Source organism: Spartinivicinus ruber, assembly GCF_011009015.1.
Taxonomy (GTDB): Bacteria; Pseudomonadota; Gammaproteobacteria; order Pseudomonadales; family Zooshikellaceae; genus Spartinivicinus; species Spartinivicinus ruber.
In genome coordinates, this window is sequence record NZ_CP048878.1 from 2,207,178 (window position 1) to 2,223,246 (window position 16,069).

General features: G+C 41.1%; 17 protein-coding genes. 6 read left to right on the forward strand and 11 right to left on the reverse strand.

The genetic code is table 11. The annotated features are described in order from the left end of the window. From G4Y78_RS10385 to arsC, 5 genes are all read right to left on the reverse strand, one after another. Positions 1-714: an ATP-binding cassette domain-containing protein gene (locus G4Y78_RS10385; RefSeq protein WP_163832959.1), complete on the reverse strand. Its 714-nt coding sequence runs from the start codon at positions 712-714 to the stop codon at positions 1-3. A gap of 88 nt (positions 715-802) precedes the next feature. Then, positions 803-1,411, reverse strand: coding sequence for a DUF2796 domain-containing protein (locus G4Y78_RS10390; protein WP_163832960.1), 609 nt, complete (start codon positions 1,409-1,411; stop codon positions 803-805). A gap of 310 nt (positions 1,412-1,721) precedes the next feature. After that, positions 1,722-2,105 (reverse strand): DUF2069 domain-containing protein, encoded by a 384-nt coding sequence (locus G4Y78_RS10395; protein WP_163832961.1) that lies wholly within the window; start codon positions 2,103-2,105, stop codon positions 1,722-1,724. 27 nt (positions 2,106-2,132) lie between these two features. Beyond that, the gene (gene wrbA, locus G4Y78_RS10400) at positions 2,133-2,768 is read right to left on the reverse strand and encodes an NAD(P)H:quinone oxidoreductase (protein ID WP_163832962.1); all 636 of its coding nucleotides are present in this window, start codon (positions 2,766-2,768) and stop codon (positions 2,133-2,135) included. 2 nt (positions 2,769-2,770) lie between these two features. Next, complete coding sequence (arsC, locus tag G4Y78_RS10405) at positions 2,771-3,121, reverse strand: arsenate reductase (glutaredoxin) (protein WP_163832963.1); 351 nt, start codon at positions 3,119-3,121, stop codon at positions 2,771-2,773. Between the two features lie 80 nt (positions 3,122-3,201). Between arsC and G4Y78_RS10410 the strand changes: the two genes are divergently transcribed. After that, a complete protein-coding gene (locus G4Y78_RS10410) occupies positions 3,202-4,473 on the forward strand; it encodes a virulence factor BrkB family protein (protein ID WP_163832964.1) in 1,272 nt (423 codons plus the stop codon). Between the two features lie 66 nt (positions 4,474-4,539). Here G4Y78_RS10410 and G4Y78_RS10415 read toward each other — a convergent pair whose 3' ends face one another. Next, positions 4,540-6,075, reverse strand: coding sequence for a hypothetical protein (locus G4Y78_RS10415; RefSeq protein WP_163832965.1), 1,536 nt, complete (start codon positions 6,073-6,075; stop codon positions 4,540-4,542). A 130-nt stretch (positions 6,076-6,205) separates the two neighbouring features. On the opposite strand from G4Y78_RS10415, the gene G4Y78_RS10420 reads away from it, so the two are divergent. Together G4Y78_RS10420 and G4Y78_RS10425 are read left to right on the forward strand one after the other, a co-directional pair. Further along, positions 6,206-6,682, forward strand: a complete 477-nt coding sequence (locus G4Y78_RS10420; protein ID WP_163832966.1) for a TlpA family protein disulfide reductase — start codon at positions 6,206-6,208, stop codon at positions 6,680-6,682. Between the two features lie 2 nt (positions 6,683-6,684). Further along, positions 6,685-6,957: an acylphosphatase gene (locus G4Y78_RS10425; RefSeq protein WP_163832967.1), complete on the forward strand. Its 273-nt coding sequence runs from the start codon at positions 6,685-6,687 to the stop codon at positions 6,955-6,957. A 21-nt stretch (positions 6,958-6,978) separates the two neighbouring features. On the opposite strand, the gene G4Y78_RS10430 is transcribed toward G4Y78_RS10425, so the two are convergent. Together G4Y78_RS10430 and G4Y78_RS10435 are read right to left on the reverse strand one after the other, a co-directional pair. Further along, positions 6,979-7,503, reverse strand: coding sequence for a transglycosylase SLT domain-containing protein (locus G4Y78_RS10430; RefSeq protein ID WP_163832968.1), 525 nt, complete (start codon positions 7,501-7,503; stop codon positions 6,979-6,981). A 135-nt stretch (positions 7,504-7,638) separates the two neighbouring features. Further along, positions 7,639-9,372 carry a proline--tRNA ligase gene (locus G4Y78_RS10435; RefSeq protein WP_163832969.1) on the reverse strand — a complete coding sequence of 578 codons (1,734 nt, stop codon included), beginning with the start codon at positions 9,370-9,372 and terminating at the stop codon, positions 7,639-7,641. Positions 9,373-9,542: 170 nt separating this feature from the next. Here G4Y78_RS10435 and G4Y78_RS10440 point away from each other — a divergent pair, with 170 nt between their 5' ends. After that, a complete protein-coding gene (locus G4Y78_RS10440; protein ID WP_163832970.1) occupies positions 9,543-9,974 on the forward strand; it encodes an HIT domain-containing protein in 432 nt (143 codons plus the stop codon). Further along, positions 9,967-10,179, forward strand: coding sequence for a SlyX family protein (locus G4Y78_RS10445; protein WP_163832971.1), 213 nt, complete (start codon positions 9,967-9,969; stop codon positions 10,177-10,179). Before G4Y78_RS10440 ends, G4Y78_RS10445 begins: the two co-directional genes overlap by 8 nt. Before the next feature lie 181 nt (positions 10,180-10,360). Here G4Y78_RS10445 and G4Y78_RS31530 read toward each other — a convergent pair whose 3' ends face one another. Beyond that, positions 10,361-10,945, reverse strand: a complete 585-nt coding sequence (locus tag G4Y78_RS31530; RefSeq protein ID WP_329604956.1) for a cold-shock protein — start codon at positions 10,943-10,945, stop codon at positions 10,361-10,363. A gap of 836 nt (positions 10,946-11,781) precedes the next feature. Here G4Y78_RS31530 and G4Y78_RS10455 point away from each other — a divergent pair. Beyond that, entirely contained in the window at positions 11,782-12,117 is a 336-nt protein-coding gene (locus G4Y78_RS10455) for an HU family DNA-binding protein (RefSeq protein ID WP_163832972.1), read from the forward strand. 629 nt (positions 12,118-12,746) lie between these two features. On the opposite strand, the gene G4Y78_RS10460 is transcribed toward G4Y78_RS10455, so the two are convergent. Further along, entirely contained in the window at positions 12,747-14,015 is a 1,269-nt protein-coding gene (locus G4Y78_RS10460; RefSeq protein ID WP_163832973.1) for an OprD family outer membrane porin, read from the reverse strand. 801 nt (positions 14,016-14,816) lie between these two features. Further along, positions 14,817-16,064 carry an OprD family outer membrane porin gene (locus G4Y78_RS10465; RefSeq protein ID WP_163832974.1) on the reverse strand — a complete coding sequence of 416 codons (1,248 nt, stop codon included), beginning with the start codon at positions 16,062-16,064 and terminating at the stop codon, positions 14,817-14,819. Positions 16,065-16,069 lie beyond the last annotated feature (5 nt).

Genomic DNA, 16,069 nt, shown 5'->3' on the forward strand with positions numbered 1-16,069 from the left:
TTATGCACCCTCACTGGAAACGGTTTGGCTGGCTTTATTAATTAAACGCATATCCAAGGTGTTTGAAAATAAATGTTCAAGGGTGCCATCATGACTGACAAATAATAAAGTAGCACCAGCCTTTTTACATACTTCAAACAATAACTTTAGAAAGCCTTCACGAGCGTCGGTGTCTAATGCTGAAGTGGGCTCATCGGCAATAATTAGTTCGGGGTGACCAATGAGCGCTCTGGCTGCGGCTACCCGTTGCTGTTGACCAATACTCAGTTCAGTGACTTTGCGTTTATGTAAGTCAGGCTGGTTTAAGCCCAACTGTGTCAGTAATGACATAGCGGCTTCAGGCAAACTTGAATATTCGGCTAAGGCTTTTTGTTTGCGTTTTTTCGAAAACCGGCAAGGCAAAATGATGTTATCAACCACCGACAGGTAGGGGAGTAAGTTAAACATTTGGAAAATAAAACCGATATGCTCACTGCGAAAGTGGTCGCGCTGAATGCTGGATAATTTGGCAACATCAGTACCCAATAAATTTATACTGCCCTGATTAGGCAACATAATGCCACCTAGTAGTCCCAACAAAGTAGTTTTACCACAGCCGCTAGGGCCTTTGATAAATACCCTTGAATAACGCTCAATGATTAACTCAGGAATATCGATAGTGAGTTGGTTAGGTTGCCAACTGTATTGCACATCAGTTAGGTGGATATGTTCCATATCAAATATTTGGCTACAAGTAAGTTTTCGCGGCTGATTGTAATGGCTGATCGGCCGCGGTTCAGTGAATAAGCCAGGAAAACATGGGTTAAGGTAGATTAAAAACTGAAACTTTAGGTGTTAACTCATAACCTTGTTGACCCTGTTCACCAATATATTGAGTGCGTATTTCTTCGATTCCTTTAAATGCATCAAATAGATGAACTTGTAGCTGGTGGAATTTTGCAGGTTGACTACAAGTAAAGCTGTATTCTACGTCAAATTCACTATGGCTTTCTTTATCATCATGCTCTTCTTTATGATTGGATTCTTTAGTGTGGCTTGCCTCTTCGTGATGTTCGTCTTCCCCCTCATGATGATCTTCATCTTTATCCATAATGGATGTTTCCACTTTTGCACTGACTAATTCGCACTTAGCTGCCTCAGGGAAGCCAAATAATCCATCACCTTTTTTTAATTGCTGAATCGCTTGTTCCAGTTGAGTTTCTTGTTCTTCATTTTTGGGGTGGTGTTCAAAGCCTAAAATATTTGCGGCTGGAGAAATAAACTGCATCGTCACGGTGCCACCTTCCTGAGCGATATTCAGTTGGGCATGGCCGTGTTCATGGGCACCGTGTTGTTGGTGGTCATCTTTGGCATAACTGGTGTTAAAAATGGTAGAAGCAAGAATGGCTGTCACCAAACATTTTAATTTCATATCGACTCCTAAGCTTTATCTATACATAAATTGTATTAAAGCTGTCACTAATGTCAGGACTATTACTAGGTTGTTTGTGTGAAATGAGTAGCTCAGTAATAGTTAGTATTGTAATGTTATATTATTACATTTTGATTGAGTCAAGCGTTGAGAGGTTAAAACTTGTGATCAAAAGGATAATTTTAGGGATAAGAAGCTTATTGGTAGTTAGTGAGGGTAGGTAATAATTGATATGGAATAACTGGCTAATCTTCGCTGTCACAGCTGTAGAATAACCCTATTACCCTACAGCTACTGGCTACTACTATGTTTACTCAGGTGACGATTTGGAGCCATTCAGTCGATAGTAACAGCGAATATACAACATTGCGGTAATAAATAAGCTTATACAAAGGCTTAGTTTTATCCAGCCATATAACTCACTTGGTGATTCATAGGTGTTGAGAACCGCCGACGTAAAATACAGCAAAATAATAAAACACAGCCAGGCAAAACTTCTTGGGTTACCTTTTAAGACCCCAGGGATAATGATCGCTATCGGTACAATTTGCACCAACCAAATAATATAAGGTCGATCCACACTGGGTGGATTAATCACAAAAATCCAGAGGGAAAGGGTGGCTAACAACAACGTCAGTAGCACCACATTGGTTTGATAAAGCCGACTGACTGTAGGATGGTTAAATTCAGGCATATAAAATACTAGCTAAATAGAGGCAGCTTAAGCAGGCTGCTTTTGTTGTGGAGGTTGTAATGGAGACAGCTGTAAAGCAAGTGTCGCAATGCGTTTGCCGGTTGCCAGGCATAACTGTGACTCGCTGTCTGAAATTTCTCTATCATTATCAGGCCCGGCCGTATGGCTCATGCCATAAGGTGTACCACCAGTAGTGGTAGACAATAAGGCAGATTCGCTATAGGGAATGCCGCAATACACCATACCATGGTGGAGTAATGGTAGTAGCATGCTGATCAGGGTCGTTTCCTGTCCGCCATGAAGACTAGCGGTTGAGGTAAAGGCTGTGGCTGGCTTATTAATTAGCGCTCCGGATAGCCATAAAGCACTGGTGCCATCTAAAAAATATTTTAATGGTGCTGCCATATTGCCAAATCGAGTTGGGCTACCTATAGCCAAACCAGCACAATAACGCAAATCATCTTCAGTACAATAAACAGCACCCTGATCAGGAATATTATCTGCTGTTGCTTCGCATACAGTGGAAACGGCAGGCACGGTTCGTAGTCTGGCTTCCATTCCTGACACTTGTTCCACTCCTCGGGCAATTAACTGTGCTAGCTGTTGAGTAGCGCCATGGCGGCTATAGTAAAGGACTAAAATATAAGGATTAGTCTGGCTCATGGCTAAAGAATCTCATCAACATTTTCAGGTGGGCGACCTAAAACAGCTTTGCCATTAGCGGTCACAATAGGGCGTTGAATGAGTTTGGGGTGTTTGATCATCGCAGTAATTAATTGATCTTCAGTAGCTGTCTCTAGGTCTATTGCTAACGCTTTGTACTCGGCTTCACCCGTGCGGACTAGTTCTTTAGCTGAAATACCCAACAGTTTTAAGATTTTTTTTAGCTCTGCTTTAGAGGGAGGGGTTTCCAGGTAACGGATAATTTCAGGAGTAATATTTTTATCTTCAATTCGCTGTAAGGTTTGTCTGGACTTTGAACAGCGAGGGTTGTGATAAATAGTGACGTTGCTCATAGGGGCTGTTACCTTAGGTTGTATACATGTAATAACTGGAGATGTAACTGGTGGGAGATTATACCAAATGGGGGAGAACAATGAATAAGTGGTGGATAACGGTTAAGCGCTTATTAGTGCATATTGGCCAACGATTTGCTGCCGATGGCTGTTTAAATAGTGCGGCTGCACTAACCTATACCACCTTGTTTGCAGTTGTTCCCTTAATGACAGTCACCTATAGCATGTTTGCAGCAATCCCTGCATTTCAGGATGTAGGCGGGCAAATTCAGTCATTTATCTTTAGTAATTTTTTGCCTAATACTGGTGATAAAGTACAACAGTACTTAATGCAGTTTTCTGAGCAGGCAAGAAGTTTAACAGTAGTCGGCGTGGTTTTTTTGATAATTACTGCATTTATGATGCTGAGAACCATTGAAGGGGCTCTCAATGCTATTTGGCATGTCAAACAAAGCCGCCGGGGAATGGCAAGTTTTTTATTATACTGGGCCATTTTAAGTTTAGGGCCAATACTATTGGGCGCTGGTTTTATTCTCAGCTCTTATTTAACCTCACTAAAATTGTTCAATGACGCTACCTCCTTGTTGGGGGGAGAGCAAATTATCTTTCGAGTAGCGCCTTTATTATTAAGTACGGCTGCATTTTGTTTGATTTATATGGCAGTACCGAATAGCCCGGTTAGGTTTAAACATGCGTTAATTGGTAGTGGCATCGTGGCATTGCTGTTTGAAATTGCCAAACAAGGCTTTGCTTTTTTTGTTACCTTAACTCCCACCTATCAGCTGATTTATGGTGCTTTTGCTGCGGTGCCGATTTTTCTGCTATGGATTTATTTATCCTGGGTACTTGTGTTGTTAGGGGCTGAGCTAATTCGTGCTTTAGGGGTGTTAGAAGAAGTCACTCGGCAGCAAACTATACCCAAGACCATTGGTATGCTGATGGTGCTGGCTACATTTTGGCGTCAGTTTCAGTATGGTGTGCCGGCGGAATTAAGAGATGTACGGGCCATGGGATGGGGAATGGCTCTGGAAGACTGGGAGCAATATACTAACTATTTATTGATTAAAGGTATTATTACCAAGGACGAAAATAATGAGCTGATACTGGCTCGTGATTTGGCTGAGCTAGAGCTTTGGCCGTTTATTCAAGAGTTACCCTGGGCATTGCCAAATAATCATGAGCTAACTTTATTAAAGCCAGATCAGCGGCCGCCTTGGGCAAAATTGCTTATTGAAAAGCTTGATAATATTAACCAAGCAGCAGCTAATCAATTATCAGGTAGTGTGGCTGAGCTGATTTCCCAGCAAAATATTAACGAACCCATTGTAAGGAACATCCAAAAACTAACTTGAATTTTTGCAACAATGACAGACGGGCGCCTTGGGCCAAAATTTTTTCAAGTTAATTCTTGGGTATCCCTAAGCTGCGAAAGCCCTAAAAGAATATTGTTCAACCAGTGGTGTATGGTTTAATAAATGGTCTGTGAGAATTTCGAAAGCTTTCGTCTTTTGTGGAACAATCAATTCTAGGCCTTTTCCAAGGCCAAGGGTTCCGGCGGAGGTAAGAAGAGAGTGCTGTTGCTTACCTGTATTTTCTTTATTTGTTAGCATTAACCCCGTTAAGGGGTTTTTTGTGAACGACTTTTGGAGTGGCTGAAGGGTAACAGGACGAACATGACCTTTTAAATACTGAATTCCTACCAAACTACTGCCTGCGCTAGGTAACTGTTGCTGCCAGCGAACAAACCCTAGGAGCCAGCGAGGATGTGCTTGCTTATCACTACGCATAGCAATGATTTGTCCGTTGTAAAACTCCTTCATGAGGGCTTGATTAATTTTAAGACAATAGCCACCCTGGCTTTCGTTGACCATTTTACCTGTTGCTCGGTGATAGCTGTTATTTTGACTATTAACAGTTTCAATTGGAGCCAGCATTTCATGAATGGTGTCGACCCCCCAGGCTATGGAAGTGAACAAATTACAGGGTACTCGTGTATCTTGGCGGTGCTTCATATGTTGCCATTGACGCTCAATTGCTGTTAGTAGCTCAATGGCTCGATTATTATTGTTGCTATTAGGAATGCCAATTTCAGCAGGTCGGTGGCCGCCTTTTAATGTGTTAATGTGTTGTTCAGTTAAGGCAATTAGTCGGTTAGGACATAAATAACGATAGCTATGTTGGTCAGGTTGTGGAGGAGCAAAAATTTGGTGAGGACAACGCCGGCTATCTAAATCAAGTAAAAAATAATCTAAATAATTAAGTGATTCAGGCTCATGCAAAAGCTTAACATGTTTAACCCAATGACCAAGATAGCTATATACTTGCCAGCTTTCCCCTGAGCTTAGCTGATAAGGATTTGCTAATTCAACCAGTAATATTTGCTTAAAGTAGTCCTCGATTGTGTTAGCAGCGGGCAAAGAAAAGGCTCTACCAAGTGTGACCCGGTGAATTTGGTAACGTTCAGCAAAACTATAGAGCTGGTTTATCTCATACCAAAGGTTATCGTCAGGTAGTGTGTAAGTATCATAGCACTGCATAATACTATGGCCGAGATAATACATTGCCATGTAAATAATCTCTGCGATAGGCTTGTGAGTGAGGTCATTTTGGGCAATGGCTTCTAGTAAAATGGTTTTATAGCCGTAAGCCATTTCCTGTTTTAACTCAGCGAGTTTATTTTTTTCTGTGGTAGTGCTATTGATTAGTGCTTGCGGATTACGCAAGTGGTAGTTCTCATCCAAGTTGCGAAAGGCATAATCGAAACACTGCATAATACCAAGGCGTTTATTGTCGTTAACTTGGGTGCGATTAATGAGTGACAATAACGCGCAAGTTTGCCTTAGGGTTTGTGGCATATCATCTAAGGGTAAGTCTTTTAACTCTTGTTTGACAGCCTGAGGTGTACAGTTAATTACGGTGTTTCTTATAATTTGCTGCTTTGGAACTGATAACATGACTACTGCCTGATACATTAGCAATCAATTTATACAAAACTGCTGTTTGCCTGTTGTTATGTTAGCGGGTGGTAAGTCCTTTTCAAAAAGCGTCTATTGAAAAGTGGTTAATAACCGGAGGATCCCCTTGATGTTTAGGATAGTGGCTATTTGTATTTTTTGCTTAAGTTCATTTGGCTGTAGTAAAACTGTTTTTTATGATCACAACAATAAAACAGTTGCGTTAGACTCCTTTAATGGTCAATGGCTGCTCATCAATTATTGGGCTGCCTGGTGTACCCCTTGTCGCAAGGAAATACCAGAGCTTAATCAGCTTAATCAGCAAGCAAATAATATTAAGGTATTAGGGGTTAACTTTGACTTGCCTGATCATGTAGAGCTAAAAAAACAAATGCAAGACTTAGCTATTGCATTTGATGTATTGCAACAAGACCCAAGAGAGTACTATCAGTTTAGTAGACCCAGTGTATTGCCTTTTACAGTATTAATTAGCCCAGATGGTAAACCAATGAAAACATTGTTAGGGCCACAAACGGCAGAGTCAATTGGGCAAATGATAAGCTTATATCAGCAAGGATTGCAGACAAGCAAAAGTAAAGGTAGTTAATTATGAGCAAGGTATATAAAAAAGCCTGGGTGTCTGGGAAAGTACAAGGGGTATGGTTTCGTGCTTCAACTAAGCAGCTGGCTGACCGGTTAGGAATTAGTGGTTATGCGAAGAATCTTGATGATGGTCGAGTTGAAGTGTTGATATGTGGCAGTGAAGCTGCAGTAGTAACACTGCTTGAGTGGCTGGAAGAAGGACCACCCATGGCAGTTGTTAATGAGCTTCAAGTTGTTGATGCTGAGAGCCAAGCCTGTGATGGCTTTATAACTTGTTAGGTTGCTAGTCGATAAATAGTGCTAACGAACAAACCAAAAGCGATCCCAAGCTGAAAATACTCGGCTTGGGTACCAGGTTTTACCTAAGCTACCATTATATCTGGCCAGTGCTCGGGTAAGGTTACCTTTTTCTTTTTTCAGATAATAACTAAGAATAGTGCAGCCATAGCGGATATTAGTGGCGTTATCAGTTAAATTATCATTGGGTCTGCCAATTTCTTTTTTCCAAAATGGCATTACCTGCATCATCCCCTGTGCACCTACCCGAGAAACAGCAAAGCGATTAAACAAGCTTTCTACGTGAATTACTGAAAGAACCAGCTCTGGTTGTAGGCCGGTGCGGGAGGCTTCTTTATGAATCAGACGAAGCACCTCTAAACGTCTTTTGGGGTCTTTAATATAACGCTTTAGCCGGCCAGACATATCTACCAGCCAAACTTCCGCATCAAAGCGATCGGTAAAGCTATCGGCTTTAGCAATTGTGCTTTTCAAGTAACTCCGCATTTCTGCGTCGGGTAACTGTTGAGCGCTTGCTATGGCATTCATACTACTGATGTAGCCTAAGCATAATAGAATTAATTGAGCCGCTTTCCACCAGGTAAGGTGGAAAGCAAAGGAGTGTAAGAAACAGAAGCGAAGCATATGTTTTTGTTTGTTATTAAGTGCTGTCGTGGTTTGTGATTATTTAATAGTTATTTTGCCAGCGAGAAACGCCTGTAACTGCGCTAACTGCACTTCGATTTTTTCATCGCTAGATCTGTGTTTGTATTCAATAACCCCTTTTTCTAAGCCGCGATCACCAATTACAATGCGATGGGGGATCCCGATCAGCTCCATATCCGCGAACTTAACCCCAGGGCTGGTTTTTCGGTCACGATCATCTAGTAATACATCGTAGCCAGCCTGTTGTAATTGCTGGTATAGCTGATCTGCGGTGTTTTTCACAGTTTCAGAGCGATCCATATTTAATGGAATCAAGCCTATCTGGAAAGGTGCAATTGCATCTGGCCAAATAATGCCATTTTCATCATGGTTTTGTTCAATGGCTGCTGCAACTACCCGAGATACACCAATACCATAGCAACCCATTTTCATAGCGACGGCTTTACCATTTTCATTTAATACGGTGGCACCCATGGACTCACTATATTTATCACCCAGCTGGAAAATATGGCCGACTTCAATTCCCCGTTTAATAACTAACTGGCCTTTGCCACAAGGACTAGGATCACCTTCAATAGCATTACGTAAATCAGCGGTTCGGGTATATTGGCCATCTCTTTCCCAATTAGCACCCGTTAAGTGAAATTCATTTTCGTTAGCACCGCAAACAAAGTCAGCTAAATGTGCTGCACTGTAATCGGCAATAACAGGAATAGTTAAACCAATAGGGCCAAGTGAGCCAGTTTCACAACCCACCACTTGTTTTATTTGTTCGTCAGTTGCAAATGTGAGTGGACTGGCGACTTCTGGGAGGTGAGAAGCTTTGATTTCATTAAGCTCATGGTCACCTCGAACAATCAGGGCAACCAGTTTTAATGGCTCATTCTCCTCTGTTTGTCCAACCACGATTAATGTTTTAACCGTTTGACTGGACTGAATAGTTAAAAACTGACAAAGCTGTTCAATAGTATGGACATCTGGAGTTGCTACTTTTTCTAGGCTTTGACCGGCAGTTGGTCGGTCTCCTGTAGGAGCTAACGTCTCTGCTTTTTCAATATTTGCGGCATACTGGCTACCATCACTAAAAGCAATGGCATCTTCACCAGATTTTGCTAGTACATGAAATTCATGAGAAGCACTGCCACCAATACTACCTGTGTCGGCTAAGACTGCACGGTAATCTAAACCTAATCGGTCAAAAATACGGCAGTAAGTGTTGTGCATGACCTGGTAAGTAGCCTCTAACGAGCCGCTATCAAGATGAAATGAATAGGCGTCTTTCATTAAAAACTCACGAGCACGCATTACCCCAAAGCGCGGCCGAATTTCATCACGGAACTTGGTTTGAATTTGATAAAAATTAACCGGTAGCTGTTTGTAGCTGTTTAGCTCGTTTCGAGCGATATCTGTTATCACTTCTTCGTGAGTTGGGCCTACACAGAAGTCTCGTTGGTGCCGATCTTGAATCCTTAATAATTCTGGGCCAAACTGATCCCAGCGACCGGTTTCCTGCCATAATTCAGCGGGCTGAACAGCTGGCATTAACACTTCTTGGGCACCCGAGCGGTCCATCTCTTCGCGAACAATACGTTCCACTTTGCGCAGGGTTCTTAAACCTAACGGTAGCCAGGTATATAAACCAGAAGCAAGCTTGCGAATCATTCCTGCACGCAGCATCAGCTGATGGCTAATGACTACCGCATCTGTTGGGTTTTCTTTTAATGTTGGAGCTAAGTATTGGCTTAATCGCATAATTGTAGGCTAACCAGTACCTGATTGAAAAAAGACTGCCATTCTAAGCTGTGAGGGCAGGGTTTGTCACCTTAAAAGCCGTATAGGCAAATGTAGTATAATTTGTCAGGATCGGGGATGGTTCGATAAATCCACGGATTATTGACTAAAACAATTCTGTTTGGAGAATTATGGATACTTTTCAGCTTGACCCTCAGCTAGCTGCTGATACTTGTTTAATTGGTGACTTTAAGCTGTCACAGCTGCTATTAATGAATGATGCCAATTACCCCTGGTTTATATTGGTGCCGAGAGTGACTGATATACAAGAGTTATATCAATTGTCTGAAGATGACCAGCAGCAGTTAATGTGGGAAATCAGTTATGTAGCAGAAAAACTTAAAGATTTATTTGCAGCCACTAAAATGAATGTAGCGGCTTTGGGAAACCAGGTAAGGCAGCTGCATGTTCATGTGATTGCTAGAAGGGAAACAGATGCTGCATGGCCACAACCTGTATGGGGAAAAGTCGCTTGCAAGCCTTATGATGAGGCGACAGTGATTCAAATGAAAGACAAACTACGTACATTATTTACCACTTATTTGCAGTATGCCAATGACTGAGCAAACCTTAGATAACAAGTTAATTGATCTGGAAACTAAGCTGGCCTTTCAAGATGATACGATTGATCAGCTTAATCAGGTAGTGACCAAGCAGCAGCAACAAATTGATCAATTAACAAATCAGATGACTTTATTAAAGCAGGCGATTACTGCCATTATGAATGAGCAGGGCATTAGTGGTCATGAAAAGCCTCCCCATTACTAATACTTTGTTGCAAAAGCGGGGAGTGGGGTAACAGGGTATTCTGTAGCGGCGACAGGGATGTCGCTTTAGCTCTTGATGGGGCCAGGGAAGGCACTTCAAGAGTGGGGGAAGAATAGCCTGTTATTCCGCTAGATTTATTTTAAATACTTTATTGTGAATCTTTTTATTGAAGGGGCTATTGTTAGCCCTCCGTTCTGGCAGGTATTACATCTTCCGCTTGTAAGCCTTTATCCCGAGTTGTCACTAAAAACTCGACCCGTTGGCCTTCCATTAGTGCTCGGTGACCTTCACCCCGTATGGCTTTAAAGTGGACAAAAACATCTTCTCCAGTATCTTGAGAGATAAACCCAAAGCCTTTAGATACATTGAACCACTTGACGGAGCCGGTTTTTCGGTTGGAAGTATCCAGTACAGGAAAACTGGTCTTAAATAAATGTAAGCGTGGTAGAAGCTGAAGAAGAGTTGCGAAAATGGCTAGCCACCACACCCATAACTGGCTACTGAGCTGACTAATAGTAGTGTGTTGCCACCAAAAAAATAGCAGAGAGAGGTTAGCAATTATAAAACAACTACTACCTATTAACTGAAGTTGCCCCATTCGTCTGTTAGCAGGAGTCGTTAAATGGAGGCCCAGTAACAGGCTGATTAATCCTATGGCTAATAAGTGGGTAACAGCGGGTAAGCTATATAAATCTACTGTGCTATAGTTGGCGTATACCTCACTAAACCGGCTTTTATAGATTGCTGGGCTAACTAAAAATGCCACTAGACTGATTATGCCTGTCCATAGGTGGCTACACTTTATATATTTCGATAGTTTCATCGTTTGTTATTTTAGTATGTTGATCGGATGAGTTTGGCCCTTCTTGCTGCAGACATAGGACCGCCTTAAAAGTGACTAATTCAATTCAGCCTGCTGCTTTAGGCTGGTTTTTACTCCTTGCTAACCTGCTTTAATAAGGAAAACAGCGAAGGTTTGCGTTTATTACTGGTAACATTTACAACACTGCTTATCTGAAAATGATGAGATAAAGCATGAGCTTTATTTTAGCTCATAACAAACCGTTATTGTATGGCTATTGCAATATATCCTTCTAGAAGATAGCTAAACAAAATACGGCTCTGGCAGGGTATGCTGTGACAGACAGCTAAAAACAAAAAAAATTATAGAAAGTGCGTGCGTACCCCTAATACTTATATTATAGTCCCTTGCGAGAGTTGCTTGTTTATCCTACTTTTATTGTAGGCTTATTCGTGCAGCTATAAATGATACGTATAACGTCTAGCATAAAACTGGTTGCCGTATATTTTGCAAGGCATTTACTACTGTTTCACTGAAGTGCAAGCAAATTTAAGTGCTTGTTTAGGCCAAAGCATCAAAAAATTGCTACAGTATAAGTCTTATGTACTGATGCTGTAGCAGAAAGCAGAGGGCCTACAAGTAGGTATGAAAGTGGTTGTAAAAGTAGGTAATGTGCCGTGTAAGTCGGTAAGAAAAGCGTTTCGTAAAGAAGCGTTGTTAATCTGTAAATTAGCGAGTTTATAGGTTAAATCACTTTATGCTTCCAATTTGACGCATGTTTTTACTGGAGTATATTAGCAATGGCAGGAAAAAAATTAACCGCTGTTAAAGAAAGATACACTAAAACTCAAATCTTAACGGAGTTAGCTGAGAACACAGGATTAACTAAAAAAGACGTATCAGCTGTATTGGACGAGCTGTCTGATCTGATTGAAAGACATATTAAAAAGCGTGGCTGTGGCGAATTCACCTTGCCTGGTTTGATGAAGGTAACGACTAAGAAAAAACCTGCAGTTAAGGCTCGTAAAGGAGTTAATCCTTTTACTGGTGAAGAAATGATGTTTAAAGCTAAGCCTGCCAGTGTTCAGGTTAAAGTGCGTCCTTTGAAAAAACTGAAAGACTTTGCTTTAAGCTAATCATACCATGTCACTGTTTTACTGCTAGTAAAAACAGTTTTTCGCAAGAGTGGTCAAGCGGCTGCTCTTGCAGTTTTGTTGCTTTTAAAAAAGCTTACCAATAAGTCGCTTCAAAATAGGCGAGTGGTTAGCTTTGCTTTTTTCTTTTCTTTACTTCTTCCGTGAATATGGCTTAGTTAAGCTCTTATTATCTGCTGAGCGCCATCATAAAGCTGTAAGCAATCAGCTAAAATCACAGATCATTTCCTATGAGTGTTTCAATTTACTGTTCGTAATGTTTCCAGAATATTAGTTAGATTGGCTGTTTCCGTTCAAAGGCAGTAAATAAAAGATTGCATGCTTGGCTAAAAAAGGGGGGGAGAGGCTTTTCCTTGTTTTTGTAAAAAGCTGGTTCATTTTCTAGTGAGTAGAGGGTAAGCCTAGTGCATTTTTTTAACTGACTTTGTGGTAGCGCTACCCAACAATCGTATTGAGTTGATGCGCTAGTGTTTGATATGGGTTAAGAAAGATAAGATTCAGTACCACTTATAGTCTTCTTTGTCTTAGTAAGAATAGAGAGCTGATTATTATTAAAACAAAAAAAACGCCACATTTGTGGCGTTTTCTAGGTGATCTAGATGTCGCTCAAATTAGAATAAAGCGATATCGTAGATTAGTTTGATACGATGAGAGTCTTCATCATTATCTGCTTTGGGGCTATTTAGTCTAGTGTGCTGCCACTGAACAGATAAGTCTTTAAGCGCACCAGTTTGGAACTTATAAGTTAAGTCTTGGGTAAATTCACTGCCGCCTTCATGAGCTACTTGTGCATCAACGGTATCAATACCATTACTACGAGCATACCAAGCTTTAGCTGTTAAGCCAGGAATGCCAGCGTCAGAAAAGTCATAACCTACACCGACAACCCAGGCTTTTTCATCTTTACGGCTATAGTCCTGCCATAAGCTCAGGCTAGAGTTGAATGTACCGTAATCTTGTCCATAGTATTCACTAATCCAGTTACCTTCATAGGTACGGTTATAGCCTACCCAAGTGCTTGCTGCACCAACATTTAATGTGGCAGTTGCATTGTAGTAGCGGCTTTCTGCACGATCATTAGGGGTGTCATCATATTTGTTACCATCTTCTTCTGCTTCGCCATAACGTGCATCTAATAATAGGGATGTATCACTACCCATATCGATGGTGTAGTAAGCTTTAGCAAAACGTTTTTCAACGAAGTCATCTGACTTGCCTGCTTCAACTTCAAAGCCTAGGCCATTTTCAAACTCATAAGCAGCTCCAACAATGTTAACGTAGTCAACATTATCGTTTACACCATTTGATTGCAGGGCATCTGCAAAATTACTTGAATCACGGTCGCTATGCTTAGTTATGCGTGCGCCATACAGTTTTAAGCCACTAACGTTGCCTTCTAAATAGGTAGCAAAAACTGAGCTAGGCAAAATACGTGAGCCAGAAGTACCAAAGGTAGCTGTTCCTAGTTGCATTAAGCCATGCTTGGCATTTAGGCCTAGGTTTTCATCGCCAAACTTAGCTTTAACATAAGCTTGAGTGGTGCCGCCAATATCATTGACGTCATTGTTGCTACCTTTATCTTTAGGCAGGTTGGTAAAGTTTTTACCTGGTGCATCTAATTTGAATGCAGCGCCGGCTGAGTAATCAAAGCCGATAGTGTCGAATAAATAGCCTGATACAAAGTCAAAACGGAAACCTTGGACCCACTCACGGCGGTCAAAGTCGTTACCGTTCTTGCCATTTTCGTTAAAGTAATAGTTGCGAATGCTTAGGTTACCCGTGCTGTCTTCAATAAAGCCTTCAGCTTGGGCAGTGGTGATTGAGGCGGCAGATGCAGCAACAACTGCAGCAGCCAGCGTGGAAAATTTAAACGTTTTCATTATGTGACCTACTCCTAACTACTCCTAAGGTGTTGTGCGTAATGAGCGATATAAAAAGCATATCTATCTCCTTACTCACGACTGTCTTACAGGTTGCTGTTTGCGGTTAAGCGGAACTTAATTTGAATTGCTTGAATTCTACTCAACCCAATGCGTCTCATCATCCTGTTAGAATATGTTGCAAACTACTACGTTTATGACCTTTTGCAGCATATTCTTGAGTAGACATCAATTAAAGCCAATTAATATTTTGCTCACCATGGCGAGCAAAAAATACTTTATGACTTGATGTCTTTTTTGACAGATCCTACTGCTCGTTCTGATAAAGAACTAACGCATTATGCCGTTTTTAATAAAAAATCAAAAGTATTGCAATGCTAAATGTTGATCCCCTTACAAAAAACGTAAAAGAATTTGCCATGTATTTTATACTAAAGAATTATGTAAGTTTGGTGAAATAAAGACATTAAACAGGCTACATAACATTGACTAAAAGCCAAAGTGGTTGGCATATCATGGTACATTTTTGGCAGCTTTATATAGTATTTATTTGCTATTGTAAGGTACTACTAAAGTAGTATTTGTTGAATTAAATGTGGTTGATTAAAAAGTAGTCTTTCGTGGACCGCAAAAACAACAAATTAAGTATGTTCTAAATTAAGGATTGGTTGTTGGTGGGGTTGTGTTTTTGAGTGAACAATAAAAAACACCACTTGTTTTACTACTTGGTGGCGTTTTTTACTTAGTTTTAATAATACTGGAGAATAGAAGATCGCTACCCTTGGATTTGTAGCTACTGTCCTATAAAAGATCTATTTTGTAGTCGATATAAATCCGGTTACCATTAGTATCTCCGGCTAAAGTATTCCCTCTATAAGTCCAGTTATTCCAGCGAACAGATAAGCCTTTTAACATAGTATCCTGGAAGGAATACTTAATATTGGATCCGCGCTCCCACTCGGAGTCACGTCTTGTATCTCCTCTGTCATCAATGTCATAACCGTAGGTATACGCAGTATCCAGTGACAGCCCTGGTATTCCTATATCCGAAAAATCATAAGAAAAAGCAACTTGCCAGGTTTTTTCATTTTCGAAGTTAAAGTCAGACCAGTTTCGTGAAGTCCAGGCGCTGATGGGGCCGTAATCTTTATCTCCATCCCAAGAATATTGGAAGTCATCACTGCCGATTCTGGAGTGGGAAAGAGAAATTGTGATTGGCCCACCTGATAATTCAGCATTGTAGTTTGTATAACTAGAGTCGTATCCGCTGGGAGAAAAGTTGTCGCCATCCTCTTCAGACCACTGCTTGTTGGCCTCTAAGTACAGAGAAGTATCATTACCTAAATCTAAGGTGTAATAGATTTTAGCAAATGTTTGCTCTAAAAAATCATCAGAACTACCATAATCAAGAGCGAAGCCAAAGCCGTTATCGAACTCATAGCTGCCACCAAAAGTGTTGACATAGTCAACATTATTGCCAAAGTCATCGAAGCTTGATCCATCCCGTTCAGAGATTTCTGTTACTCGATTGACGTAAAACTTTGCTCCATAAAGATTTGCCTCAATCATGCCCCCTTTAAAGGAGCTTGGTAGTAAACGGGAACCAGATGTCATCAATAAATTGGTTCCCATGCCTACTCGCCCATAAATAGCGTTTAGATTCATATTGTCATCGCCTACTTTGGCTTTAACAAATGCGCGGGCAATTTTACTGATGCTGTCTATGCCATCTTGCTCTGAATCTCGCCGGGAAAAGTTGGTAAAGTTTGTGCCGGGGTCATCAAGCTTGACGCCGCCAAAATAAGACATATCAAACCCGATAATATCGGCAAAATAACCGGATGAGTAATTGAGCATAAGTCCTTGCCCCCACTCCCGGTTATCAAATCGGTTCTGGCTGGTTCGACCATCACGGTTAAAATAAACATTCCTGAGATGTAGCTGCAAAGAGCTATCGTCGATAAAACTCTCAGCCTGGACTGGCGTTGTATATGACGTGGTTGCAGCAACTATTGCAGCGGCTAATGCAGAAAGTTTAAGTATTTTCATTGTTG